Below are 22,259 nucleotides of genomic sequence, written 5' to 3'. Positions count from 1 at the left end.
GCCGGCGGCCCGGCCGGGGCCGGCCGGGCCGCGGCGGCGAGCGGCTCGGCGGGCTCGTCCTCCCGGGCCGGAGCGAGCAGACAGGGATCGCCGGCCAGGACCCGGCGGTGCAGCTCGGTCAGTTCCGGACCGGGGTCCAGGCCCTGCTCGGCGATCAGCCGCTGCCGGATCCGCTGGTAGACCTGCAGAGCCTCGGTCTGCCGACCGCCGGCGGACAGGGCCCGCATCAGCAGCCCGTGGGCGCTCTCGCGCAGGGGGTGCTCGGAGACGAAGGCGGTGAGGTCCGGCACGGCCAGGCCGTGCCGGCCGAGCCTCAGCGCCAGGTCGAGCCGCTGCTCGATCAGGGTGAGGCGCAGCTCGGTGAGCCGGGCCCGCTGGCGCTGCGCGAAGGGACCGGGGAGCCTCGGCAGCGGGTCGCCCCGCCACAGGGACAGGGCCTGCACGAGCAGGGAGTCGGCCTCCTCCCACCGCCCGGAGGAGCGGGCCTCGGCCGCCCGGGCCGCAAGCCCTTCCGCCTGCCACAGGTCCAGTGCGTTCGACGGGACCACCAGGCGGTAGCCGTCACCGGCCGACACCAGGACCACCGGTGCCACGGAGCGGTCCGGCTCCATCAGCCGCCGCCAGCGCCAGGCGTAGGTCCGCACGGTGGTGACCGCGGCGTCGGGCGGCTCCTGGCCCCACAGCCCCTCGACCAGGCAGCTGATGGTCGCGGAACCGTTGGGGCTCAGGAGGAGCACGGCCAGCATCGCCTGCTGCTGCGGGGTCCCGACCGCGAGTGGCGTCGACCCGCGGTGCGCCCGTATGGATCCGAGCACCCCGAACCTGAGATCCCGTCCCTGAAGACACCGATCGTTCACCTGTTCTCCGTTCACGTATGAAGGACATGCAAGATCCACAGAAGGTTCCCAGGTCGGGCGCACCGGCCCGATCGCCTCGATCCGCCCCACCGGGCCGTGAACGGGTCTTGACGGCCCGCCGGCCGACGCCGGGTCCGGCCCGTTCGGGCGGCGCTCCACTCGCTCCATCAAGCCGTCGGTCATCGTGGCCGCCGGCCGAACGAAGGGGAATCCGATGAGCCGGACACCACTGGCGCTGAGCCACGGCGAGCCCGTCGACCTCACCGACGACGACCCCCGTACGATCCCCGAACTGCTGCGGCGGGCGGCCGAGCGGTTCCCCTCGGCCGGGCTGGTGACCCTCGACCGGCACGGCGGGGCCCGCACCGTCCGCTACCCCGAACTGCTCGACACCGCGAGCCGGCTGCTCACCGGACTCCGCCGACACGGCCTCACCCCCGGGAGCCGGGCGATCCTCGCCGACCTGCCCGCGGCCGACTTCTTCCCCCTCCTCTGGGCCTGCCTGCTCGGGGGGATCCGTCCGCTGGCGATCAGCGAACCGGTGGAGACCACCCGGCTGCGCGCCGGAGAGGGCCGGTTCGCCGCCGCCTGGCAACGCCTCGGCCGCCCGCCGGTCCTGTCGACCGCCGCCGGGGTCGCCGCGCTCACGGAAGCCGGGATACCCGCCGTCGACCACGGCTCCCTGACCGACCGTCACAGCAGCGACCCGTACCGGCCGGAGGCCGCGGACACCGCCCTGCTGATGCTCTCCTCCGGCAGCACCGGCAACGCCAAGGTCGCCCGGCTGACCCACCGCGGGCTCGCCGAGTTCGGCCACGGCTCGCGGCGGCTGCTCGACTGGCGGCCCGGCGAGGTGACGCTGAACTGGCTGCCGACCGACCACAGCGGCGCCCTGCTCCTCTACCACCTGCTGCCGCTCTTCACCGGAGCCACCCAGATCCACGTACCCACCGACCTGGTGCTGGCCGACCCGCTGCGCTGGCTCGACCTGATGGACCGGTACCGGGTGAACCACTCCTGGGCTCCCGCGTTCGGCTACCAGCTGGTCCGCGACGCACTGGCCCGGCACCCGGAGTTCACCGCGGACCTCTCCGCCGTGCGCACCCTGGTCAGCGGCGGCGAGCAGATCAGCGCCGGGCTGGTCCGCGGCTTCCTCGCGGAGACCGCCCGCTTCGGGCTGCCGGGCGACTCCTTCGTGCCCGCCTGGGGCATGGCGGAGACCTGCACCGGAATCACCATGGGCCGGTTCGGCGCCCCCGGCAGCACCCACCGGATCCGCCGGGCCAGCCTGGCCGGCGAGCTGGAGTACGCCGGGCCCGAGGCTCCCGACGACGAGTGCCTGGACTTCGTGGCGGTCGGACGCCCGGCACCGGGCGCCACCCTGCGGATCGTCGACCCGCACGGCGCGGTGCTGCCCGAGGGCCGGATCGGCGCGCTCCAGGTCGCCTCGGCACGGGTGACCCCGGGCTACGTCGACGACGAGGCCGCCGACGAACGGGCCTTCCCCACCGGTGACTGGGCTCCCCGCGGCTGGCTGGACACCGGTGACCTGGGCTTCCTCAGGGACGGGGAGCTGGTGGTGACCGGGCGGGCGAAGGACGTCGTGATCCTCAACGGCCACAACCACCTCTGCCACGAGATCGAGGAGGTCGCGGCCTCCGTCCCGGGCGTCCTGGCCGGCGCGGTGGCCGCCTGCGGCCTGCCCAGTCCGCGGAGCGGCACCGAGACCCTGGGGCTGCTGTTCGCACTCGACGCCTCCGCACTCGACGACTCCGCGGCCGATGTCTCCGCGGTCGGTGCCTCCGCGGCCGACGACTCCGGGCGCGCCGCCGAGGCGACCGCGCGGGCGATCCGTGCCGCGCTGTTCGCCCGCCTCCGACTGGCCGCCGGACCCGTGGTCCCGGTGGCGGCCGGGGACTTCCCCCGCACCTCCAGCGGCAAGGTGCTCCGCGGGGCCGCCCGTGAACTGCTGCTCTCCTCCGGTTGGGAACACCCGCCGCTCCAGCCCCGGTCCACCCTGGACACGGTCCGCCGATCGGTCCGCGGCATCCTCGCCGAACTCCCCGGTGCGCCTACGGGCGGACCGGACGATGCGACGCCCTTCCACGAGCTGGGGCTCGGCTCGGTGTCCCTGGTCCGGCTGCACGTCGAGCTGGAGCGGGCCCTCGCCGTCGGGTTCGCCCGGACCCTGCTCTTCGAGCACCCCACCATCGCCTCCCTCGCCGCGGCACTGGACCGGCTCGGCAGCACCCCGGAGCAGCCGGCCCCCGCCCCCGTCCCTGCCCCTGCCCCTGCCGGGTCGAGCGACCCGGCGGAGACGGCCGACCCGGCCGACCGACGGATCGCGGTGATCGGCATGGCCTTCCGCCTGCCCGGAGCCTCGGACCCGGAGAGCTTCTGGGCCGATCTGCGCAGTGGAACCTCCCGCATCTCCACCTTCGGCGAGGCCGAACTGGCGTCGGCCGGCCGCTCGCCGGAGGACATCCGGGATCCGCAGCTACGTCCCTTCGGCGGGGTGCTGGAGGAGGTCACCGGCTTCGACCACCGTTTCTTCGGCGTCAGCCCGCACGAGGCGGCGCTCACCCACCCCGCCCACCGCCTGTTCCTGGAGTGCTGCTACCACGCGCTGGAGGAGGGCGGCCACGCCGATGCCGCCGGGGGCGAGCGGATCGGCGTCTTCGCCGGCTCCGGCATGAATCTGTACGACTATCAGACCGACACTGGTCGGCCGCCCGCCGACCCGGGCCTCGCCATGCAGTCCTCGCTGGGCGCGGCCCCGGACTTCCTCGCGTCCCGGGTCGCCTACCGCCTGAACCTGCGCGGCCCGGCGGTCGGTGTGCAGACGGCCTGCTCGTCCTCGCTGGTGGCGGTCCACCTCGCCGTCCAGGCACTGCTGAACGGCGATGCCGACCTGGCGCTGGCGGGCGCGGCGGCGGTGCACCTGCCCCAGCACTCCGGATACCGGCTGCACCCCGGCAGCGTCCTGTCACCGAGCGGCGGATGCCGCCCCTTCGACGCCGCCGCGGACGGCACGGTCGGCGGCAACGGCGTCGCCGCGGTGCTGCTCAAACCGCTGCGCCGGGCGCTGGCGGACGGCGACCGGATCCACGCGGTGATCACCGGCTCGGCGGTCAACAACGACGGGGCGGCCAAGGTCGGTTTCAGCGCGCCCGGCGTCAGCGGGCAGACCGAGGTGGTCGGGCAGGCCCTCGCCCGCGCCGGCGTGCCCGCCGACAGCCTCGGCCATCTGGAGGCGCACGGCACCGGCACCCCGCTGGGCGATCCGGTCGAGTTCGCCGCGCTCGCCGCCGCCCTGCGCAGCCCGTCGGGCCGGACGGGGTTCTGCACCCTCGGGTCCGTCAAGGCCAACATCGGGCACCTGGACACCTGTGCCGGCATGGCCGGTCTGATCAAGAGCGTGCTGATGCTGCGCCACCGGACCCTTGTCGTCATGCCCGGTGCGACCGCCTGGAGCCCGGCCCTCGAAGCGGCCGGCAGCCCGTTCGTCCTCGCCACCGGCACCCGCCACTGGCCGGCCGGACCCCACCCGCGGCGCGCCGGGGTGAGCGCACTCGGCGTCGGCGGCACCAACGCGTTCGTCGTGCTGGAGGAGGCCCCCGAGGCCGTCGTACGGGACGACGCCGCCACCGACCGGCCGACCGTGCTGGCGCTGTCCGCCGAGCACCCCGAGGCACTGCGCGGCCTGGCCTCGGACCTGTCCGGCTGGCTGGCCGACCGCCCGCGGGCCCCGCTCGGCGCCGTGGCGGCCGAACTGGCCCGCCGGCCCCGGCGCGGCCACCGGCTCGCGGTGGCCGGCCGGACAGCGGCCGAACTCGCCGGCGCGCTGGGCGAGTTCGGGCGCACCGGCGCCACCTCCGGCGGACATCACGGCAGCGTTCCGGCGCCGGGATTCGGCCCGCTGGCCTTCGCCTACTCCGGTCAGGGATCCGACCCCAGGCCGCTGCTGGCCATGCTGCGGACGCACCCCACCGCCGGGCGCCTCGTCCAGGAGTGCGACGAGGAGTACCGGCGGCTCACCGGCACCGGCCTGCTGGCACGGCTGGACGCCCTGCCGCAGGACCCGCTGCCGACGGAGCTGGCCCAGCCCGCGCTGTTCGCCGCCCAGACGGCCGCGACCGAACTGTGGCGCGGCCGTGGTCTGCGCCCGGACCACCTGCTGGGGCACAGCATCGGTGAGTACGCCGCGCTGTGGGCCGCGGGTGGCATCAGCACCAGGACCGGCCTTCGGCTGACCGCGCTCCGCGGCCGCCTGATGCAGGGCACCGCGTCCGGTGCGATGCTCGCCGTCCGGGCCGATCGCGCCCTGGCCGAGCGGATCGCCGCAGCCGCCGGGTTCTGCGTGGCGGCCGAGAACGCTGCCGACAGCCAGGTGCTCTCCGGTCCGGCCGAGGAGGTCGACCGGGTCGCCGCCCTGCTCGACGCCGAGGGCACGCCCTGGCGGAGGCTGCCGGTGGACCGCGCCTTCCACTCGGCCCTGCTCGACCCGGTCCTGGCCGAGTTCCGCCGCGAAGCGGAACGGTACGACTACGGTCCGATCCGGACGCCCTTCGCCTGCGGGCTGGACGGCACGGTCCTGCCACCGGGAGCCGTCATCGGGCCGGACTACCTGACGGCCCAGCTCCGCGGCCCGGTCCGGTTCCGGCACCTGCTGGCCGCGCTGGAGGCCACCGGCTGCCGCGGCTATCTGACGATCGGACCGGACGAGGAGCTGAGCAGGCTGGGCCGCAGGACCGGCAGCCCCGGCCCGTGGATCGCCTCCCAACGACGCGGCCTCCCGGCCGAGTCGGGGGACGCGCTGGCGCAGGCGGAGCTGTACTGCTCGGGCGCTCCGCTCGAACTGCCGCGCGACGGCGCGCTGCCGCCCGAGCCACTGCCGCGCTACCCGTTCCAGCGGACCGACTTCCCGTACTCCTTCGAACCGAGGCCAGCCCGACCGGCGCCGTCCCCGGGGGAAGCCCCCACCGCGGCGGCCCACCGGCAGACCGGGCCGCCTCCGCTCCCCCTGGCCGACACCGCGCCATCCGATGCGCCACTGGCGGAGGTCATCGCCCTGACGGCACGCCATCTCGGCTGCCCGGAGCACGAGGTGGCGCCCGACAACGCGTTCGTCCGACTCGGCGCGGACTCGCTCACCCTCGCCGCGATGGGCCGCGAGCTCGCCGAGCGGTTCGGCACCCGGGTGGCACTGCGTGATCTCTTCGACTCCCTCGACACGCCCCGTAAGCTGGCCGACGCCCTGCGTCCCCACCGGTCGGCCGCTCCCGCGGCCGAGGCCGCGCCGGTCGACCCGGTCGAGTCGCTGATCGCCCGGCAGCTGCTGCTCACGGACCGGGTCACCGCACTGGTCGAGCGCCAGCTCGCGCTCCTGGAAGCCGGCGCGACACCACCACCGGGGCCGCCCTCCCCGCGCCCCGCCCCGCCTCGGCGGCCGCTCTCCCCAGCCCCGTCCCCGTCCTCACCTCCATCGCCGTCCTCGCCTCCTTCCCCGACGACCGGGGCATGCGACTTCAGCCTCTACTTCTTCGGCGACTACCCGGAGCAGGGCCACCGGAACAAGTACGAGCTGATCCTGGACGCCACCGCCTACGCCGACCAGCAGGGCTTCCACACCGTCTGGCTCCCCGAACGCCACTTCCACTCGTTCGGGGCCCTCTTCCCCAACCCCTCGGTGCTCGCCGCCGCGCTCGCCACCCGAACCTCCCGGATCCGACTGCACGCGGGCTCCGTCGTCCTGCCGCTGCACCACCCGGTCCGGGTGGCGGAGGAGTGGTCGGTCGTGGACAACCTCTCGGACGGCCGGGCCGGTCTCTGCGTGGCCTCCGGCTGGCACGCCCGCGACTTCGCCCTCGCCCCGGAAGCCTTCGGCCGCCACCGGGAGCTGATGTACGAGCGGCTCGACACGGTGCGGGCACTCTGGTCCGGTGCGTCGGTCGGCGCGACGGCCGGCGACGGCAAGCCGGTCGACGTGGCGCTGTTCCCCCGGCCGGTGCAGGCCGAACCCCCGCTGTTCGTCGCGGTGGCGCAGAACCCGGACAGCTATCGGGACGCCGCCCGGAAGGGACTGGGGGTCGTCACCAACCTGATGTCCCAGTCCGTGGAGCAGCTCGCCGAGAACATCGCCCGTTACCGGGCCGCCCGGGCCGAGGTCGGGCTGGATCCCGAGGCCGGCCGGGTGGTGGTCCTGGTCCACACCTACCTCGGCACCGACCGGGACGAGGCCCGGGCCGAGGCCCGCGATCCCTTCTGCGCCTATCTGCGCTCATCGATGGCCCTGCTCGGCCAGTTCGCCAACAGCCTCGGACTGGCCATCGACCTGGAGCGCACGACCCCCGAGGACCTGGACTTCCTGCTGCACCGCGCCTACGAGCGGTACTGCGCCGACCGGGCGCTGATCGGCACCGTGGACGACGCCGCCCCGGTGGTCGAACGCCTGCTGGCCGCCGGGGTCGACGAGCTCGCGGCCTTCGTCGACTTCGGCCTGAGCAGCGAACGGGTGCTCGACGGGCTGGTCCGACTCGACGAACTGCGCCGGCGGTACGCGCCGGTCGGCGACCGCGGGACCGCCCCGGCCCAGACCGCCCCGGCCGGGACCGCCCCGGCCCAGACCGCCCCGGCCCAGACCGCCCCGGCCCAGACCGCCCCGGCCCAGACCGCCCCGGCCGAGACCGAGCTGCCGCTCACACCCGCGCAGCGCGGAGTCTGGTTCATCGAGCAGCTCGACCCCGGCAGCGCCGACTACCTGGAACCCCGGGCGATCCGGCTGGACGGCCCGCTGGACCCTCCGGCCCTGCGCGCCGCGCTCGACCGGGTGGTCCACCGGCAGCCGGCGCTGCGCACCGCGTTCCGGCAGGTCGCCGGTGAGCCACGGCAGGTGGTGCGGGCGCAGGCCGTACTGGCCTGCCCGCTGGTGGACTGCTCCGGCCGGTCCGAGGACGAGGCCGTGGCCGAGCACCTCGCCGAGCTGGGCGCCGAACCGCTGGACCTCACCCGGGCCCCGCTGGTGCGGGCCAGGTTGCTCCGGCTGTCCGCCGACCGGCACGTCCTGCTGCTGCTGACCCACCATCTGGTGTTCGACGCCGCCTCGCTGCACATCCTGGGGCAGGAGCTGGCCGCCCATCTGCGGGCCTGGCCGCACCCGCCCGCCCCGCTGCCCGCGCTGCCCACCCGGGATACGGCGGTCCGGGATCCGGCCGACCCCTCCCGGCTCGCCCACTGGCGCCGCCGGCTGGCGGACGCCCCGGTCCCGGCGCTGCCCACCGACCGGCCGCGATCGAACCGCGCCCCGGTCGGCGCCTCGCTCTCCCACACGTTCAAGCCCGCCACCCGGGAGGCCCTGCGCGCGTTCGGCCGGCACCAGGGAGCCACCCCGTTCATGGCCGTCCTGGCCGCCGTCGGCACCGTGCTGGCCGGATTCAGCGGGCAGGACGACCTGGTGGTCGGCACCGCCGTCGGGAACCGCCCCGCCGACTGCGACGGGATGATCGGCTTCTTCGTGGACACCGTCCCGCTGCGCCTCGACCTGGCCGGCGACCCGGCCTTCGCGGAACTGCTGGACCGGATCAGGACGCTCAGCGCGGAGGCCTACGACCAGGCGGTGCCCTTCGACGAGTTGGTACGGGCGGTCAACCCCGAGCGCGGGACCGGCCGCAACCCGCTGTTCCAGGTGATGGTCGAGTACGAGGCGGCGGCCGATCCCGGCTTCGAGGCGGGCGCGCTGCGCGGCGAGGTGGTCGATCTGCCCAGCGGACGGGCGCCGTTCGACCTCAGCCTCTGCCTGTCGTACCGCGACGGCCTGCTGCACTGCCTGGCGCACTACGACGCGGCCCTGTTCGCCGAGGAGACCGTGCAGCGGATCCTGGACTACGTCGAGCAGGTGCTGGAGCTCGGTGCCGGCGACCCGGCCGGCCGGCGGCTGTCCGAACTCATGGCACCGCCGGTATCCGAGGCCCTCGTCCTGGACGGGCTGGAGGGCCACCCCGACGCCGTCCCCACCGATCCGCCGGACCACCCGGACCACCCGGACCACCCGGAGCTGCTGCACCACGCCTTCGAGCGGCAGGCCCGCCGGACGCCCGCAGCTCAGGCGGTGGTCGACCCCGGAGGCTCGGTCAGCTACGGGGAGCTGGACCGGGGCGCCGAGCTGCTGGCCGCCCGGCTCCGTGGGCAGGCCGACGTCACGGGGGCGGTGGTGGCCCTCTGTCTGCCGCGCGGTGTGCCCGCGGTGGAGGCGGTGCTCGCCGTGCTCAAGGCCGGCGGCATCCTGCTGCCCCTGGATCCCGCCCAGCCCGCCGCCCGACTGGCGCAGCTGCTGGCGGACAGCGGGGCGGTGCTGCTGGTCACCACGGCCGAGGCGGAACCGGCGGGGCTGCGCGCCGCCGTACCCGGGCTGCGGGTGCTCGATCCGGACGGCGAGCCCGCCCCACCCGGGACGACCGCCCCGGCCGGAACGACGGCCCCGGCCGACGGCGGCCCGGCCGACCCGGACGACCCGGCGCTCTGCCTGTACACCTCCGGATCGACCGGACGGGCCAAGGGCGTGCTCCTGCCGCATCGGGGGCCGGTCAACCTGTTCCGCTGGTTCCGCCGGGCCCGTCCGCGACTGCGGACCCTCCAGTGGGCCTCCGCCGGCTTCGACCTCAGCCTCTTCGAGATCTTCACCACCCTCGGTTCGGGCGCGGCCCTGGTCCTGCTGCCCGAGGAGGTGCGGTACGACGCCCACGCGGTGGCCGCCGCCGTACGGGAGAACGGCGTGCAGCGGCTCTGCCTCACCGCGAGCGCCCTCGCCCATCTGATGGAGGCCGACCCCGAACTGCCCGGGCTGCGCGAGCTGGTCTCGGTCGGCGAACGGCTGCTGCCCACCCCCGCCCTGCGCCGCTTCCTGGCCGCGCACCCGCACTGCGTGCTCTACAACGACTACGGTCCGACCGAGGCGTCGATGATGGTGACCTCCCACCGGGTGGACCCGCGCGACGACGCCCCGGCCATCGGACGGCCGGTGGCGGGGGTCGTGGTCCGGCTGCTGGACGGCGCCGGACGGCGGGTCCCGCTCGGGGCGGTGGGCGAGATCCACGCGGGCGGCGCCGCGCCGGCCCTGGGGTACCTCGACCGGCCGCAGCAGACCTCGGCCGCCTTCGTCGCCGACCCGCTCGCACCGGGTGCCCGGCTCTACCGGACGGGGGACCTGGGACGCTGGACGGCCGCCGGCGAGCTGCAGTACCTCGGCCGACGGGACGACCAGGTGAAGATCCGCGGGGTCCGGATCGAGCCGGCCGAGACCCTCCGGGCGCTGCTCGCCCTGCCGTCGGTACGCGACGCCGAGGTGCTGGTCCGTACCGGCCCCGACGGCGAACCGAGGCTGGTCGGCTATCTGTCGCTCGTCCCGGGCGCCGACCCGGCGGAGACCGTCGCACGGCTGGCCGCCCAGGTGCCGGCCCAGTTCGTCCCCGGCGCGTGGGTCCGGCTGGACCGGCTGCCGCTCAACGCCGCCGGCAAGCACGACCGGTCCGCCCTCCCGGAGCCCGACTGGGCCGCGGCCCAGGAGGGTGCCGAGCCGCAGACGGAGGCCGAACACGCCGTGCACCGGATCTGGTGCGAGCAGCTGGGCGTCGCCTCCGTGCCGGTCGACCGGTCCTACTTCTCCGTCGGCGGCCACTCGCTGAGTGCCGTCCGGCTGCTCGGCCGGATCCGGGACGAGCTCGGCCTGGACTGTTCGCTCACCGGGTTCCTCCGGCAGCCGACCGTCCGGGCACTCGCCCGCCGCCTGCCGCCTCCGGCCGGGGACGACGTCCGGCCCGACGCCGAGCCCGGTATCGAGCACGACGCCGAACTCGCCGGTGTGCAGCTGCGGATGTGGCGGCGGCACCTGCGGCACCCACGACCGGAGGTCTGCAACGCGAGCGTCCGCCTCGACCTCACCGGTGAGCTCGATCCGCAGGCCCTGGCCGGCGCCCTCGGGCTGCTCGCCCGGCGGCACGACGCGCTGCGGAGCCGGATCACGGAGACCGCCCAGGGGCCCCGACAGCAGTTCCCGGCCGAGGTCCGGCCGGAGCTGCGCGTGGAGTCGGTCGGCCCGTCCGAGGTGGACGCCTGGTGCCGGGCCATAGCCGACCGGCCGTTCGCTCCGGACCGGGCGCCGCTGTGGCGCGCCGGGCTCGCCCACCTCGGCGACGGCTCCTGGACGCTGGTCCTGACGTTCCACCACCTGATCGTCGACGGCTGGTCCTTGGGACTCCTGCTGGCCGAGCTCCCCGCGCTCTACGAGGCGGTCCGCACGGGCTCCGGACCGGCGCCGCACGGGCCGTCCGGCCAGTACCGCGACCACGTGGCCCGGCGAACGCGGCAGACCTCCGGCGCGGCCCGCGCCGAGCTGGAGCGGTTCTGGCGGCACGAGCTCGCCGGGCAGCCCAGCGGGCCCCGGCTGCCCGGCGACCTCCCCCGCCCCGCCGAGCCCTCCGGGCGCGGGGCGCTGGTCCGCACCGACCTGCCGGCCGGCCCGACCGACCGGCTCCGCCGGCGTGCCGCCGAACAGGGCAGCACCCTGGCCGCCCTGCTGGCCACCGTGTGCGCCCGCTGGCTCGGCGGGCTCTGCGGACAGCCGGACCTGGTCCTCGCGCTCTCCAGCGCCAACCGTCCGGATCCGGAGCACCACGGCACCGTCGGCATGTTCGGCGGACCGGTGCCGCTCCGGCTGACGGCCGACCCGCGGACCCCCTTCGACACCGCACTCGCCCACACCACGCGGTCGCTGTTCCGCGCGCTCGAACACCAGGCACTGGCCTGGGACGAGGTGATCTCCGCGGTCCCCGAGGCCGCCGACCCGGACCAGGACGGGCGCCCGCTCGACGCGGTGATGCTGACAGTCGCCGACACCGACCGGCCACACGTCGAACTCCCGGGCGTCGGCGTCACCGTGAGCGGTCTGGTCAGCGCCGGCGTGGCCCGGACCGACCTCTACATCCGCGCCGAACCGGGACCGGAGGGCATCCGCCTCTGGTTCGAGTACGACACCGACCTCTTCCACCCCGACACCGCCGAGCGATGGGCCGCGGACTTCACCGCCGCCTTGGAGAGGACCGCCGAGCAATCCGGCTGACACCGCGCCGGACTCCCTGCGGGCCCGCCCGGGCCCGCAGGTCGAGCGGGGCGGCGGTGACCTGGCGTCACGGAGGGGGCGTTGTGGAGGGCTGGTGAATCTGTCGTCCGGTGCGACTAGTGTGCCGGTCATGTCGGATGGGATACAGGGCGGCGGATCCATCCTCGGGGGCTCGCCGGCTTGGGGGATGGCCGCCAGGGGGCGTCAGTTGTTCGGGCGGGCGGGGGAGATCGGGGCGCTGCTGGGGGTGCTGGGCGGCCTGAGGACGGCGGGCGGGCGGGCGATCGCCCTGGTCGGGGAGCCGGGCATCGGCAAGAGCGCGCTGATGGCCACGGCCGTCGCACACGCCAGGGCAGCGGGGGTCCGGGTGGACCCGGCCCAGGGGCAGTACGGCCCGCGGTCGCTGCTGGACGAGCCCGGCGACGTGCGCGAGCGGGTGGCGCGGGACGGCGCGACGGTGGTGGCCGTGGACGACCTGCACCACCTCGCGGCCGATCGGATCCCGGGCCTGGAGCGGGTGCTCCAGGCGACCGCCGACGGCCCGCTGCTGTGTCTGCTGGCCTACCGGCAGCGCCGGCTCTCGCCCGCGCTCGCCGCCGTGCTGTCCCGCGCGGCATCCGCCGGCCTGCTCGAGGTGTGGCAGCTCGGGCCGCTCTCCCCGGCGGCGGCCCGGGAGTTGCTCGGCGAGCGCCCCGACCTCGAGCAGCTCCACCGCGAGGGCCAGGGCAACCCGCAGTACCTCAAGATCCTGGCCTCCTCCGACGGCCAGGCGATCGCCGCGGCCGGCACGGCGGTCCTCGGTGAGCTGGCCGGCCTCGACGACACCGCGCTCACCGTGCTCCACGCGGCGGCGGTGTTCGACCACTCCTTCCACCCGGAGCTGCTCGCCGCCGCGCTGGAGCTGGAGCTGCCCGAGACCCTGCGGGCCCTGGACCTGCTCACCGGCCTCGACCTGGTACGGCCGGCCAACGCCGGAGCGAAGATGGTCCTGCGCCACCCGGCCGTGGGGGCGGTCGTGTACCAGCAGATCGAACCCAGCCGGCGCCGGGACCTGCACCGCCGCTCGGCGGCCGCACTCGCCAAGCTCGCGGTGCCGATCGCCCGGCGGGCCCACCACGTGGCGCGGTCCATCGACCCGAACGAACCGGAGCACCTCACCACCCTGATCGCCGCCGCGCGGGACGCACTGCACACCTCCCCCGCCGTGTCGGCCGGGTACCTGGAGGTGATCCTGCCGCTGGTCCGGGAGGGCGGGGAGCACTGGCACGAAGCGCAGGTGCTGCTCGCCCAGACCAGGCTGCTGACCGGCGACGCCACCGAGAGCCGGGCGATGCTCGACGCACTGCGCCGACCCGCGGCCGGCCGGCCGCCGCACGGGGACCACGCGCTGACCGCACTCGCCGACGCGAGCCGGGTCGAACGGCAGCTCGGCCGCTACGACGAGGCCGCTGCCGTGGCCCGGGCCGGGCTCACCGCGCTGGCCGACCGCGACTGCGCCGCGGCGGCCGCCCTGCACTCCGAACTCGCCGACTGCGCCTACGACGTGCAGGACTACCAGAGCTGTCGGCAGCACGCCGAGACGGCCGCCGCGATCGCGCGCCGGAACCACGACCGGGTCAACGAGGCCAAGTCCCTGGCCCAGGCCTCGCTCGCCCACCTGTTCACCGGGGACCTGGCCGCGGCCGACCGCACGGCGGACAGCGCGGTCGAACTCGTCGACGCCGTCTCCGACGCCACCCTCCTCACCAATCTGGAGGCGCTCCACCACGTGGGCACGGCCGAAGGGATCCTCGGACGCCTGGCCGCCGCCGAGCGTCACCTCACCCGGGGCGCCGCGCTGTCCCGGCGCACCGGGCAGACGTACATCCAGCCCGCGCTGCTGACGGCGCTGGCCAGCACCCAGCTGCGCGGCGGGGACCTGCGCCGCACGCTGGCCACCCTCGACGAGGCCGACCGGCACACCGAGCTCGACGGCAACCCGGCGATCCGGGCCGTGCTGGCGGTGACCCGCGCAGAGGCCCTGCTGTGGCGGGGCGGTTCCGCCGAGTCGCGCGACGAGGTGCTCGCGTCGGCCGAGCGCGCGGCGGCGCTCGCCGACGGCCGGTCCACCGCCTGGGCCGTCAACGTCCGCTGCGCCCATGCCGAACTCGTGCTGCTCACCGGGGATCCGGCCCGGGCGGGCCGACTGCTGCTGGACGCCGCGGGCGGCCCCGACCTGCCCCGGGTCACCGCCTGGGGGCAACCGCGCTGCTACGAGACCCTGGCGCGGGCCGCGATCGCCGAGGGGGACGGGCCGACGGCCGAGCACTGGGCGCAGCTCGCCGAGGCCCGGGTCGACGAGCTGCCCTCCGCCAACCGCCGCGGGTACGCCGGGCGCACCCGGATGTGGGTCGACCGGATGCGCGGGGACCTCGAGCAGGCTCGGCGCAGCGGACTGGCGGCGGTCGCGGACTTCACCGTCGGCGGTGAGCGGATCGAGGCGGGCCGCACGCTGGTCGCGGTGGCCGCGCTCGCCCTGGACGCCCTGCGGACCGAGCAGGTGGCCGGGTGGCTCGACCAGGCCGCGGCGCTGGCCCAGCAGTGCGGCTCGGCCCGGCTGGCCGACGAAGTCGCCCACCAGCGCGCCCGGTTGCTCACCGCGCCGACCGCCTCCGCCGCTGCCGTTGGGTTCGAGGCCCGGGGCGGTGCGGATCCGGCCGTGCTGGCCCTGCTCACCGGACGGGAACGGGAGATCGCCCGCCTCGCCAGCACCGGCCTGACCAGCGGGGAGATCGCCGGCACGCTGTTCCTCAGCGTGCGCACGGTCGACGGCCACCTCGGCCGGATCTACCGCAAGCTCGGCGTCTCCAACCGGGCGAGCCTCACCCGCGCCCTGCTCAGCGAGGCAACCGGCGCGGCGTGAGGGAACCCCCGCGCAACGGCCGCTCCCGGGCCCGCCCGAACGGGGTCAGGAGCTGCGCTGCCAGGTGCTCACCGAGAGCGTGACCGCGCCGGTCTGTACGTCGGCGGTCTCGATCGTCGCGATCGCGATGCTGTTGGTGGCGCGGTCGCGGATGCAGAGCAGCCGGCCGCCGTTCACCTGGGTGAAGCCGACGTTGGCCCTGGGCCGGGTGTCGATCGCGGTGTTGCACTGGGCCGGGGTGGACGACGGGTCGGTCAGCACGGCGAAGTCGGACCGGTCCACGCCGGACGCGCTGAAGGAGTCGGCCACGGCGCTGCCAGTGGGGCTCTGGTGCGTCAGGCCGAGCGCCCAGGTGGGGGCGGTGATGGAGGGGGCCGTCTTTCCGCCGACCAGGTCGACTTGGTAGGCCTGGGTGGCGTAGTCGGCCGCCGGGATGCTCAGTTCGACCTTGCCCACCAGCGGGGTGTAGCTCCCCGCCGCGGCGGACGCGGTTGCCGGAGCCGTCGTGGGAGCCGTTGCGGGAGCTGTCGTAGGAGCTGCCGTAGGAGCTGTCGTAGGAGCTGTCGTAGGAGCTGTCGTGGGAGCCGTCGCGGACGCGACCGGAGGCTTCGCGGCCACCGGGGTCTGGGCGGCGGCGGTGCCGCCGGTGGTCGACGTGTCGTTCCGGGTCAGCAGCACCCCGACCAGCGAGCCGCCGAGCGCCACCACCACGGCGACGGTCAGCAGGGTCTTCCAGGAGACGCCCTTCGCCTCGGCCTGCGGCGGCGCGGGCGGCGGCGCGACGGGCGACGCAGCGGGCGACGCGAGCGGCACGGTCTGCTCCGGGTGTCGCGCACGCGTGGTGGGCATCTCGCTGAGCGGCGGCGGGGTCGGGGCCGGCGTCGGTGGCGGGGTCGCGGGAACAGCCGCCGGGCCCGGCCCGGGCGCGCCGAGCGAGGGTGCCGTCGCCAGCACGGTGGGGTCCGGTGCCGTCCTGGGCAGGTCGGAGCGCCGGGTGATCTCGGAGGACACCGGCGCGGGGAGCCAGTCGTCGGCGAACCGCAACTGCCCGCCGACCTCGGGGTGGTTGCGGGCGATCTCGATGATCTCGGCCGGCGTGGGACGGTCCTCGGGCGCCTTGGCCAGGCAGCGCTCCAGCAGCGCGCGCAGCTCGGCGGGCACCGCGTCCAGCTCCGGCGGCTCGTGCACCACCCGGTAGAGCACCGCGGTCTCCGGCCCCTCGCCGAACGGCTGCACGCCGCTCGCCACGTAGGCGGCCAGCGCGCCCAGCGCGAAGACGTCGGTCGCGGTGGTGACCGCCGCGCCCCGGGCCTGCTCGGGCGCCATGAAGGCGGGCGAGCCGATCCGTACCCCGGTGCCGGTCAGCGCGGTGGTGTCGGCGGCCCGGGCGATGCCGAAGTCGATCACCCGCGGGCCGTCGGCCGCGACCAGCACGTTGGCGGGCTTCAGGTCGCGGTGCACCACGTTGACACCGTGGATCGCCTGCAGCGCCTCGGCGATGCCGCCGAGCAGCAGCAGCACGGTGCGCACCGGCAGCGCGCCGTGCTCGCGCACCACCTGCTGCAGCGAGGGGCCCGGCACGTAGGCGGTGACCAGCCACGGGGTGTCGGCCTCGCTGCCGGCGTCGATCACCTGGGCGGTGTACAGGCCGTGGATCCGCTGGGCGTTGGCCACCTCCCGGGTGAACCGGCGGCGGAACTCCGGGTCCTCGGCGAACTCGGGGCGCACCACCTTGAGGGCCACCGGGCGTCCGCCGGGGGTGTAGGAGAGGTAGACCCGACCCATCCCGCCGGCCCCGAGCCGCGCGTGCAGCCGGTACCCGGCCACTTCGGTCGGATCGTCCGCCTGGAGGGGCTGGAAGGCGGGGGGCGGCGGGGCGGCGTGCTGTGGATCGTTCGCAGGCATGGGCAGGGATCGGCCTCACTGTGTGGCAGTCGCGGGAATTCAGGCGGCTCTTGAATCCGCCTGGAATTCTCCGTGCGACGAGCCCCGCGGGCATCGGTAGAACTACCCGGTCCGACTACCCGATTCGCCGCAGGATCCAGTGCGCCTCCTCGGTCAGTGCGGCTCCTCGGTCAGTGCGGCTCCTCGGTCAGTGCGCCTTCGTCGGTCAGTGCGCCTTCGTCGGGGTGTCGACGAGGAGGTCGACCGGACAATGCCCGATCGCCGACCTCGACGGGACCGGACCGAAGCATCAGTCGGCCCGGCAGCGGGGGAAGACGGCGCGGACGACGGCACCGACGGGGGCGTCGCCGGCGGTGAAGGTGCCGCCGAGCTCCTCGGCGCGCTCGGCCATGGAGCGAAGGCCCACGCCGGACGTGGCGGCGCAGCCGGCGAAGCCCACGCCGTTGTCGGCGACCTCGACGGTGACACGGTCGGAGAGGGCGTGCAGGCTGAGCCTGGCGACGGTGGCACCCGAGTGACGGACCACGTTGTTCAGGGCCTCACCACTGATCCGGTAGACGGCGACCTCGACGGCGGCGGAGAGCGCGGGCAGCGGATCGGGGCGCAGGTCGAGGGTGATCCGGAGCGACCGGCTGCCGAGGGTGTCGGCGAGTCGGCGGAGCGCGTCGGCCAGACCCTTGCTGTCGAGGGGGCCGGGACTCAGGCCGTCGGTGATCCGCCGGAGTTCGGTGATCGCCTGGCCGATGCCCGCGGAGGCCGCGGTGAGCGAGGCAGCGGCCCCGGAGCCGACGGGCAGGTCGGTGCCGGCGGCATCGATGCGCAGGCGCAGGCCGGAGAGGGCGGGGCCGAGGCCGTCGTGGAGGTCGTGGCGCAGACGGCGGCGCTCCTCCTCGCGGGCCAGTACGAGCTGCTCACGGCTGGCCTGGAGGTCCTCGTACAGGCCGAGCGAGGCGATCGCCGGCGATGCCTGGTCCGCGAGGAGGCTCAGCACCTCACGGTCCTGCCGGTCCAGCTCGGACTGCCCGGAGCGAGGCGGCACCAGCAGCTCGCCGATCTCGGCGCCCTCGTAGGTGAGCGGAAAGCGCACGCCGGGGGGATCGGCCGTCCCGAGCCGAGCCAGCTCACGCGGCCCGCTCCGGGTCCGCACCCGGACCACGGCGGCCGGCAGCCCGAGGGCCTGCACCACGGTCCGGCAGAGCAACGGCGGCGCGTCCGCCGGGTTGACGGCATGGCTCATCCGCTCCGCGAGCTGCCGGACCAGCTGGTAGGGGTGGGCCCGCTCGCCGTAGTAGTACCGGTCCACGGCGCGCCCCACCGCCCGGGCGGCCGGTCGCAGCGACGCGCCCAGGACCGCGGCCGTCACCACCTGCCACCAGCGCGCGCCGGACCCGGTGCCGGGCAGCAGGCCGTACGTCAGGTAGGCGGTGAGCAGGCCACCGACGAACAACAGCGCGCAGAACGCGAACGCCGCCAGGTAGCGCCGGGTAGCCCGGTCCAGCGAGAGTTGGCGGTCGCGGCGGAAGGCGGCCATCGGCACCAGCATCCAGAGGGCCTCACCGGCCACGACGACCGCGTAGGGCAGCCACTCGCCGACGAAGTGCGGGACGACGGCCAGCACGCACCAGGCCAGGTAGGCGGCGATCACCGCACGCAGGTACGGGTGCGGTCCGGGCAGGCGCCAGCAGCGGACCGCGGCCACCGCCAGAGTGAACACCAGGGTCGCGGCGAACTCCCTGACGGCGTACGGGCTGAGCCACCCGTCCAGCCAGGCGAACAGCGCGGTGTGGTGGAGCGGGTTGGGCAGGCCGTACCACTCGGCCGTCTGGGCCGTGTTGCCGAAGGCGAGCAGGGCGCTCCAGGCGGCCACCAAGGCGGTAATGCCGCGCCAGGCCCCGCCGAGCAACCTGCCGTCGGGAAGCCAGAGCGGGAAGCCGATCACCACGGAGGCGTTGGCGATGTCGGCGGCCAGCATCACCGCCGCGACCACCGCGACGGCCGTCGGTCCGGCTCCGGCCAACGCGGCCGCCAGCAGCGTCACCATTCGCAATGACTGCAGCAGACCGGCGAACAGCAGCAACGCCCCCAGGGCCTGGCCGTTCCGGTTCACCACCAGGAACAGGCCGGCGAGGGTGAACGCCAGGCCGACCGCCACCCAGACGCCGTTGTAGAGGTACTGGTCACTGACGCCCCCGACCCCGGGGTGGGTCAGCGCGAGGAGCGACCAGGCCGCCACGCACAACAGCGTGGTCCCGGCAGCCGCAAGGGCCGCGGCAACCCCGGCGCCGCCGACCCCGAGCCCTCTCATCCGCCCACCTCCCTGACGCACTCCATGCTGCCCGGCCCGCCGTCCCGACCGCACGGGACACCGGTCCCTCTCCCGCACCACGTGCACGACACCGGTCGAAGCACTGTATGGCTACACTCCGTGGCCGATCTGTGTCGAGCCGCACGTTCGGCCACCGCCCATCGGCGGGTGGGATTCGCCCGTTCGGCCGCGCCGACACGATCGACCTCCGACTCCCCGCGCTCGGTCCGATCACCCACACCTCGGCGTTCGCCTGCGACGCCCTGCGCTCGCGCATTGCGCTGCCTCCGTCCCGCCGGGTGATCACGGCGCCGAACAGGCGATCCGGCCTGGCTTCGAGGGCCCGCCGCCGCGCGCGTACGGTGGAGGTACGGCCGGACGGGTAGCCGGTGGCAGGCACTGCCGGCTGCCACTGCGGGTGACCGCACGCGGCGATGCGGTGTTCCGCTCTCCTACAGGAGGGAATGGCCATGCCCGAGCACAGGATCGGCACGCAGGCGGAATTCGAGGCGGCCCGGGAGGAGCTGCTCGCAGAGGAGAAGAAGCTCACCCGACGAAGTGACGAGCTCGCACGGAAGCGGCGGGAGCTTCCCTGGGTGGCGGTCGAGAAGGACTACGGCTTCGAGACCGGGGGCGGGACCAAGTCGCTCGCGGACCTCTTCGGCGGGTGCTCGCAGCTGCTCGTCTACCACTTCATGTTCGGCCCGCCCTACGAGGCCGGATGCCCGGTCTGCTCCTCGATCGCAGACACCCTCGACCCCAACGCGGTCCATCTGAGAGCCCGCGACGTGGCACTGATCTGCTCCTCGCGGGCGCCGATCGACAAGCTCCTCGCCTACCGGGAGCGGATGGGTTGGCGCTTCGACTGGGTCTCCACCACCGGCAGCGACTTCCACCGCGACCTCGGTTTCCAGTACACCGAAGCGGAGCTGGGGCCGTTCCTCGGAGGTGCCATCCCGCCGACCGTCCGGCAGATGGCGGAGGCCTGCGGCACCGACGTGCCCGGGTACGTCACCGAGGGGCCCGGGCTGAGCGCCTACGCGCTCTCGAACGGCACCGTCTACCGGACGTACGTCACCACTGCGCGCGGCCTTGAGCCCGCCATGGCCTACTACGGCCTCCTCGACCGAACCCCGATGGGACGACACGAGGAGGGCGAGGAGACCCACTGGCTGCGCCGCCACGACGAGTACGGGACAGCCTGAAGATTTGTCAGGCGGCCTTCTCCGGACCGATGCAGCCCCTCATCCGGCAGCAGCTGGAGGCCGACTACCCCGACCGGTGCGCCCGGTGGGCGGCGATCAGGTCGCGGTACCAGGCGTACGAGGCCCTCGGGGTGCGCTTCTGGGTGGCGAAGTCGACGTGGACGAGGCCGAAGCGTTGGTGGTAGCCCTCGGCCCATTCGAAGTTGTCGAGGAGGGACCAGGTGTAGTAGCCGCGGATGTCGAGGCCTTCGGCGATGGCGGTGGCGAGGGCGTCGAGGTGGGTGGCGAGGTAGTCGATGCGGGGGTGGTCGGGGGTGGTGGACTCGTCGACGGAGCAGCCGTTCTCGGTGACGGTGACGGGCGGGAGGGCCTTGCCGTAGAAGTCCCGGAGGTGGAGGAGGAGTTGGCGGAGGGCGTCGGGGACGACGGGCCAGCCGAAGGCGGTGTGGGGGGCTTCGGGGATGTCGACGAGGTCGAAGGGCAGGCCGGGGTCGGTGGGGGCGGCGACGCGGGTGGGGTTGTAGAAGTTGAGGCCGAGGGCGTCGAGGCCGGGGGTGTGGATGAGGTCGAGGTCGCCGGGGTGGACGGCGCCGTAGATGTCGTCGGGGACGCCGAGGGCGGAGAGGTCGGGGTAGCGGCCGAGGAGGACGGGGTCGGTGAACAGGCGGTTGTGCAGGGCGTCGTAGGCCGCTGCGGCGGCGGCGTCGTCGGGTGAGGGGGTGGCCGGCTCGACGAGGGTGAGGTTGTTGGAGAGCATCACCTCCAGGCCTCGGTCGTGCAGGACCGAGGCGGCCAACCCGTGGGCGAGGAGCTGGTGGTGGGCCGCCGGGAGGGCCTCGAACATCAGGGTGCGGCCGGGGGCGTGGGTGCCCAGCGCATAGCCGAACACCGTGTGCACGAAGGGCTCGTTGAGGGTGATCCAGGTGGGGATGCGGTCGCCGAGGCGGTCGGTGACGACGGCCGCGTAGTCGGCGAAGTGGTGGGCGGTGTCGCGGTTGAGCCAGCCGCCGTGGTCCTCCAGAGCCTGCGGGAGGTCCCAGTGGAAGAGGGTGGGCAGCGGGGTGATGCCGGCTTCCAGGAGCGCGTCGACCAGGCGGTCGTAGAAGGCCAGGCCGGCGGGGTTGACGGGCCCGCTGCCGGTGGGCAGGACGCGGGACCAGGCGATGGAGAAGCGGTAGCCGTCCAGCCCGAGGCCCTTCATCAGGGCGATGTCCTCGGGGTACCGGTGGTAGTGGTCGCAGGCGACCGCGCCCGTGTGTCCGTCGCGGATGGCGCCGGGCCGGGCGGTGAAGGTATCCCAGACGGAGGGGCCGCGGCCGTCCTCGTCCACCGCCCCCTCGATCTGGTAGGCGGCGGTGGCGGCACCCCAGCGGAACCCCGCCGGCAGGTCGTAGCGGTCCGGCATGGCAGCCTCCCGGCAGAGAACATGAGGGGCACTCATGTTACCGGCGGGGCGCCGAAACACCAGGGGAGGCTCACGCCCCCAGGCGATCGCACAGCTCAGGCGATGTCGAGCCGGTAGCGGTAGACGTTGGTCTCGCGACGGGCGAACCCGGCCTTCTCGTAGAGCCGATGGGCAGCCGTACGGCTCGGCCGCGAGGTCAGGTCGACCTGGACGGCGCCGCGGCTGCGGGCGGCCGCCAGTGCGGCTCGCACCAGTGCGAGGCCGGCGCCCCGCCCCCGCGCGGGCTCGTCGACCACCACGTCCTCCAGCCTGGCGCAGACGCCGGTGGGCAGGGTCAGGATGACCAGGGTGAGCAGGCCGACGGTCCGCGTCCCGATCCGGGCGGCCAGCACCAGGTTGGACGGACAGTCGAGCACCTGCGCGAGCCGCGCCGCGTCCAGCGGCGGCGAGTTCTTGTGCAGCTGCGGGATGAGGCGGTTGAAGTCCTCGACGGTCTCCTCGTCGACGCGGTCGACGACGGTGATGTCCGGGACGACCGGGACGACCGGATTCGGCACGGCGGGTACC

The 22,259-nt window shown here is 74.9% G+C and carries 8 protein-coding genes; 3 read left to right on the top strand and 5 right to left on the bottom strand.

What is annotated here, in order from left to right; all coding sequences use genetic code 11:
* Positions 1-815: BTAD domain-containing putative transcriptional regulator (locus ACFVXG_RS36845; RefSeq protein ID WP_387934136.1), on the bottom strand; the 815-nt coding region annotated here is incomplete at its 3' end.
* A gap of 256 nt (positions 816-1,071) precedes the next feature.
* Here ACFVXG_RS36845 and ACFVXG_RS36840 point away from each other — a divergent pair.
* Both ACFVXG_RS36840 and ACFVXG_RS36835 read left to right on the top strand, forming a co-directional pair.
* Positions 1,072-11,970: a MupA/Atu3671 family FMN-dependent luciferase-like monooxygenase gene (locus ACFVXG_RS36840; RefSeq protein WP_387934134.1), complete on the top strand. Its 10,899-nt coding sequence runs from the start codon at positions 1,072-1,074 to the stop codon at positions 11,968-11,970.
* Between the two features lie 130 nt (positions 11,971-12,100).
* On the top strand, positions 12,101-14,872 hold the full coding sequence (locus ACFVXG_RS36835) for a LuxR C-terminal-related transcriptional regulator (protein WP_387934132.1): 2,772 nt from the start codon (positions 12,101-12,103) through the stop codon (positions 14,870-14,872).
* 45 nt (positions 14,873-14,917) lie between these two features.
* On the opposite strand, the gene ACFVXG_RS36830 is transcribed toward ACFVXG_RS36835, so the two are convergent.
* On the bottom strand, positions 14,918-16,777 hold the full coding sequence (locus ACFVXG_RS36830) for a serine/threonine-protein kinase (protein WP_387934130.1): 1,860 nt from the start codon (positions 16,775-16,777) through the stop codon (positions 14,918-14,920).
* A 289-nt stretch (positions 16,778-17,066) separates the two neighbouring features.
* Positions 17,067-19,082: a sensor histidine kinase gene (locus ACFVXG_RS36825; protein ID WP_387934128.1), complete on the bottom strand. Its 2,016-nt coding sequence runs from the start codon at positions 19,080-19,082 to the stop codon at positions 17,067-17,069.
* A gap of 470 nt (positions 19,083-19,552) precedes the next feature.
* On the opposite strand from ACFVXG_RS36825, the gene ACFVXG_RS36820 reads away from it, so the two are divergent.
* Positions 19,553-20,287, top strand: a complete 735-nt coding sequence (locus ACFVXG_RS36820; RefSeq protein WP_387934126.1) for a DUF899 domain-containing protein — start codon at positions 19,553-19,555, stop codon at positions 20,285-20,287.
* A gap of 64 nt (positions 20,288-20,351) precedes the next feature.
* On the opposite strand, the gene ACFVXG_RS36815 is transcribed toward ACFVXG_RS36820, so the two are convergent.
* Positions 20,352-21,692, bottom strand: a complete 1,341-nt coding sequence (locus tag ACFVXG_RS36815) for a GH1 family beta-glucosidase (protein ID WP_387934125.1) — start codon at positions 21,690-21,692, stop codon at positions 20,352-20,354.
* 95 nt (positions 21,693-21,787) lie between these two features.
* Positions 21,788-22,249 carry a GNAT family N-acetyltransferase gene (locus ACFVXG_RS36810; protein WP_387934123.1) on the bottom strand — a complete coding sequence of 154 codons (462 nt, stop codon included), beginning with the start codon at positions 22,247-22,249 and terminating at the stop codon, positions 21,788-21,790.
* Positions 22,250-22,259: the final 10 nt, after the last annotated feature.

Source organism: Kitasatospora sp. NPDC058162 (assembly GCF_042884005.1).
In the GTDB taxonomy this organism is placed as follows: domain Bacteria; phylum Actinomycetota; class Actinomycetes; order Streptomycetales; family Streptomycetaceae; genus Kitasatospora.
Note: the sequence above shows the minus strand (reverse complement) of the source record. Positions and strands in the feature narration are given on the sequence as shown.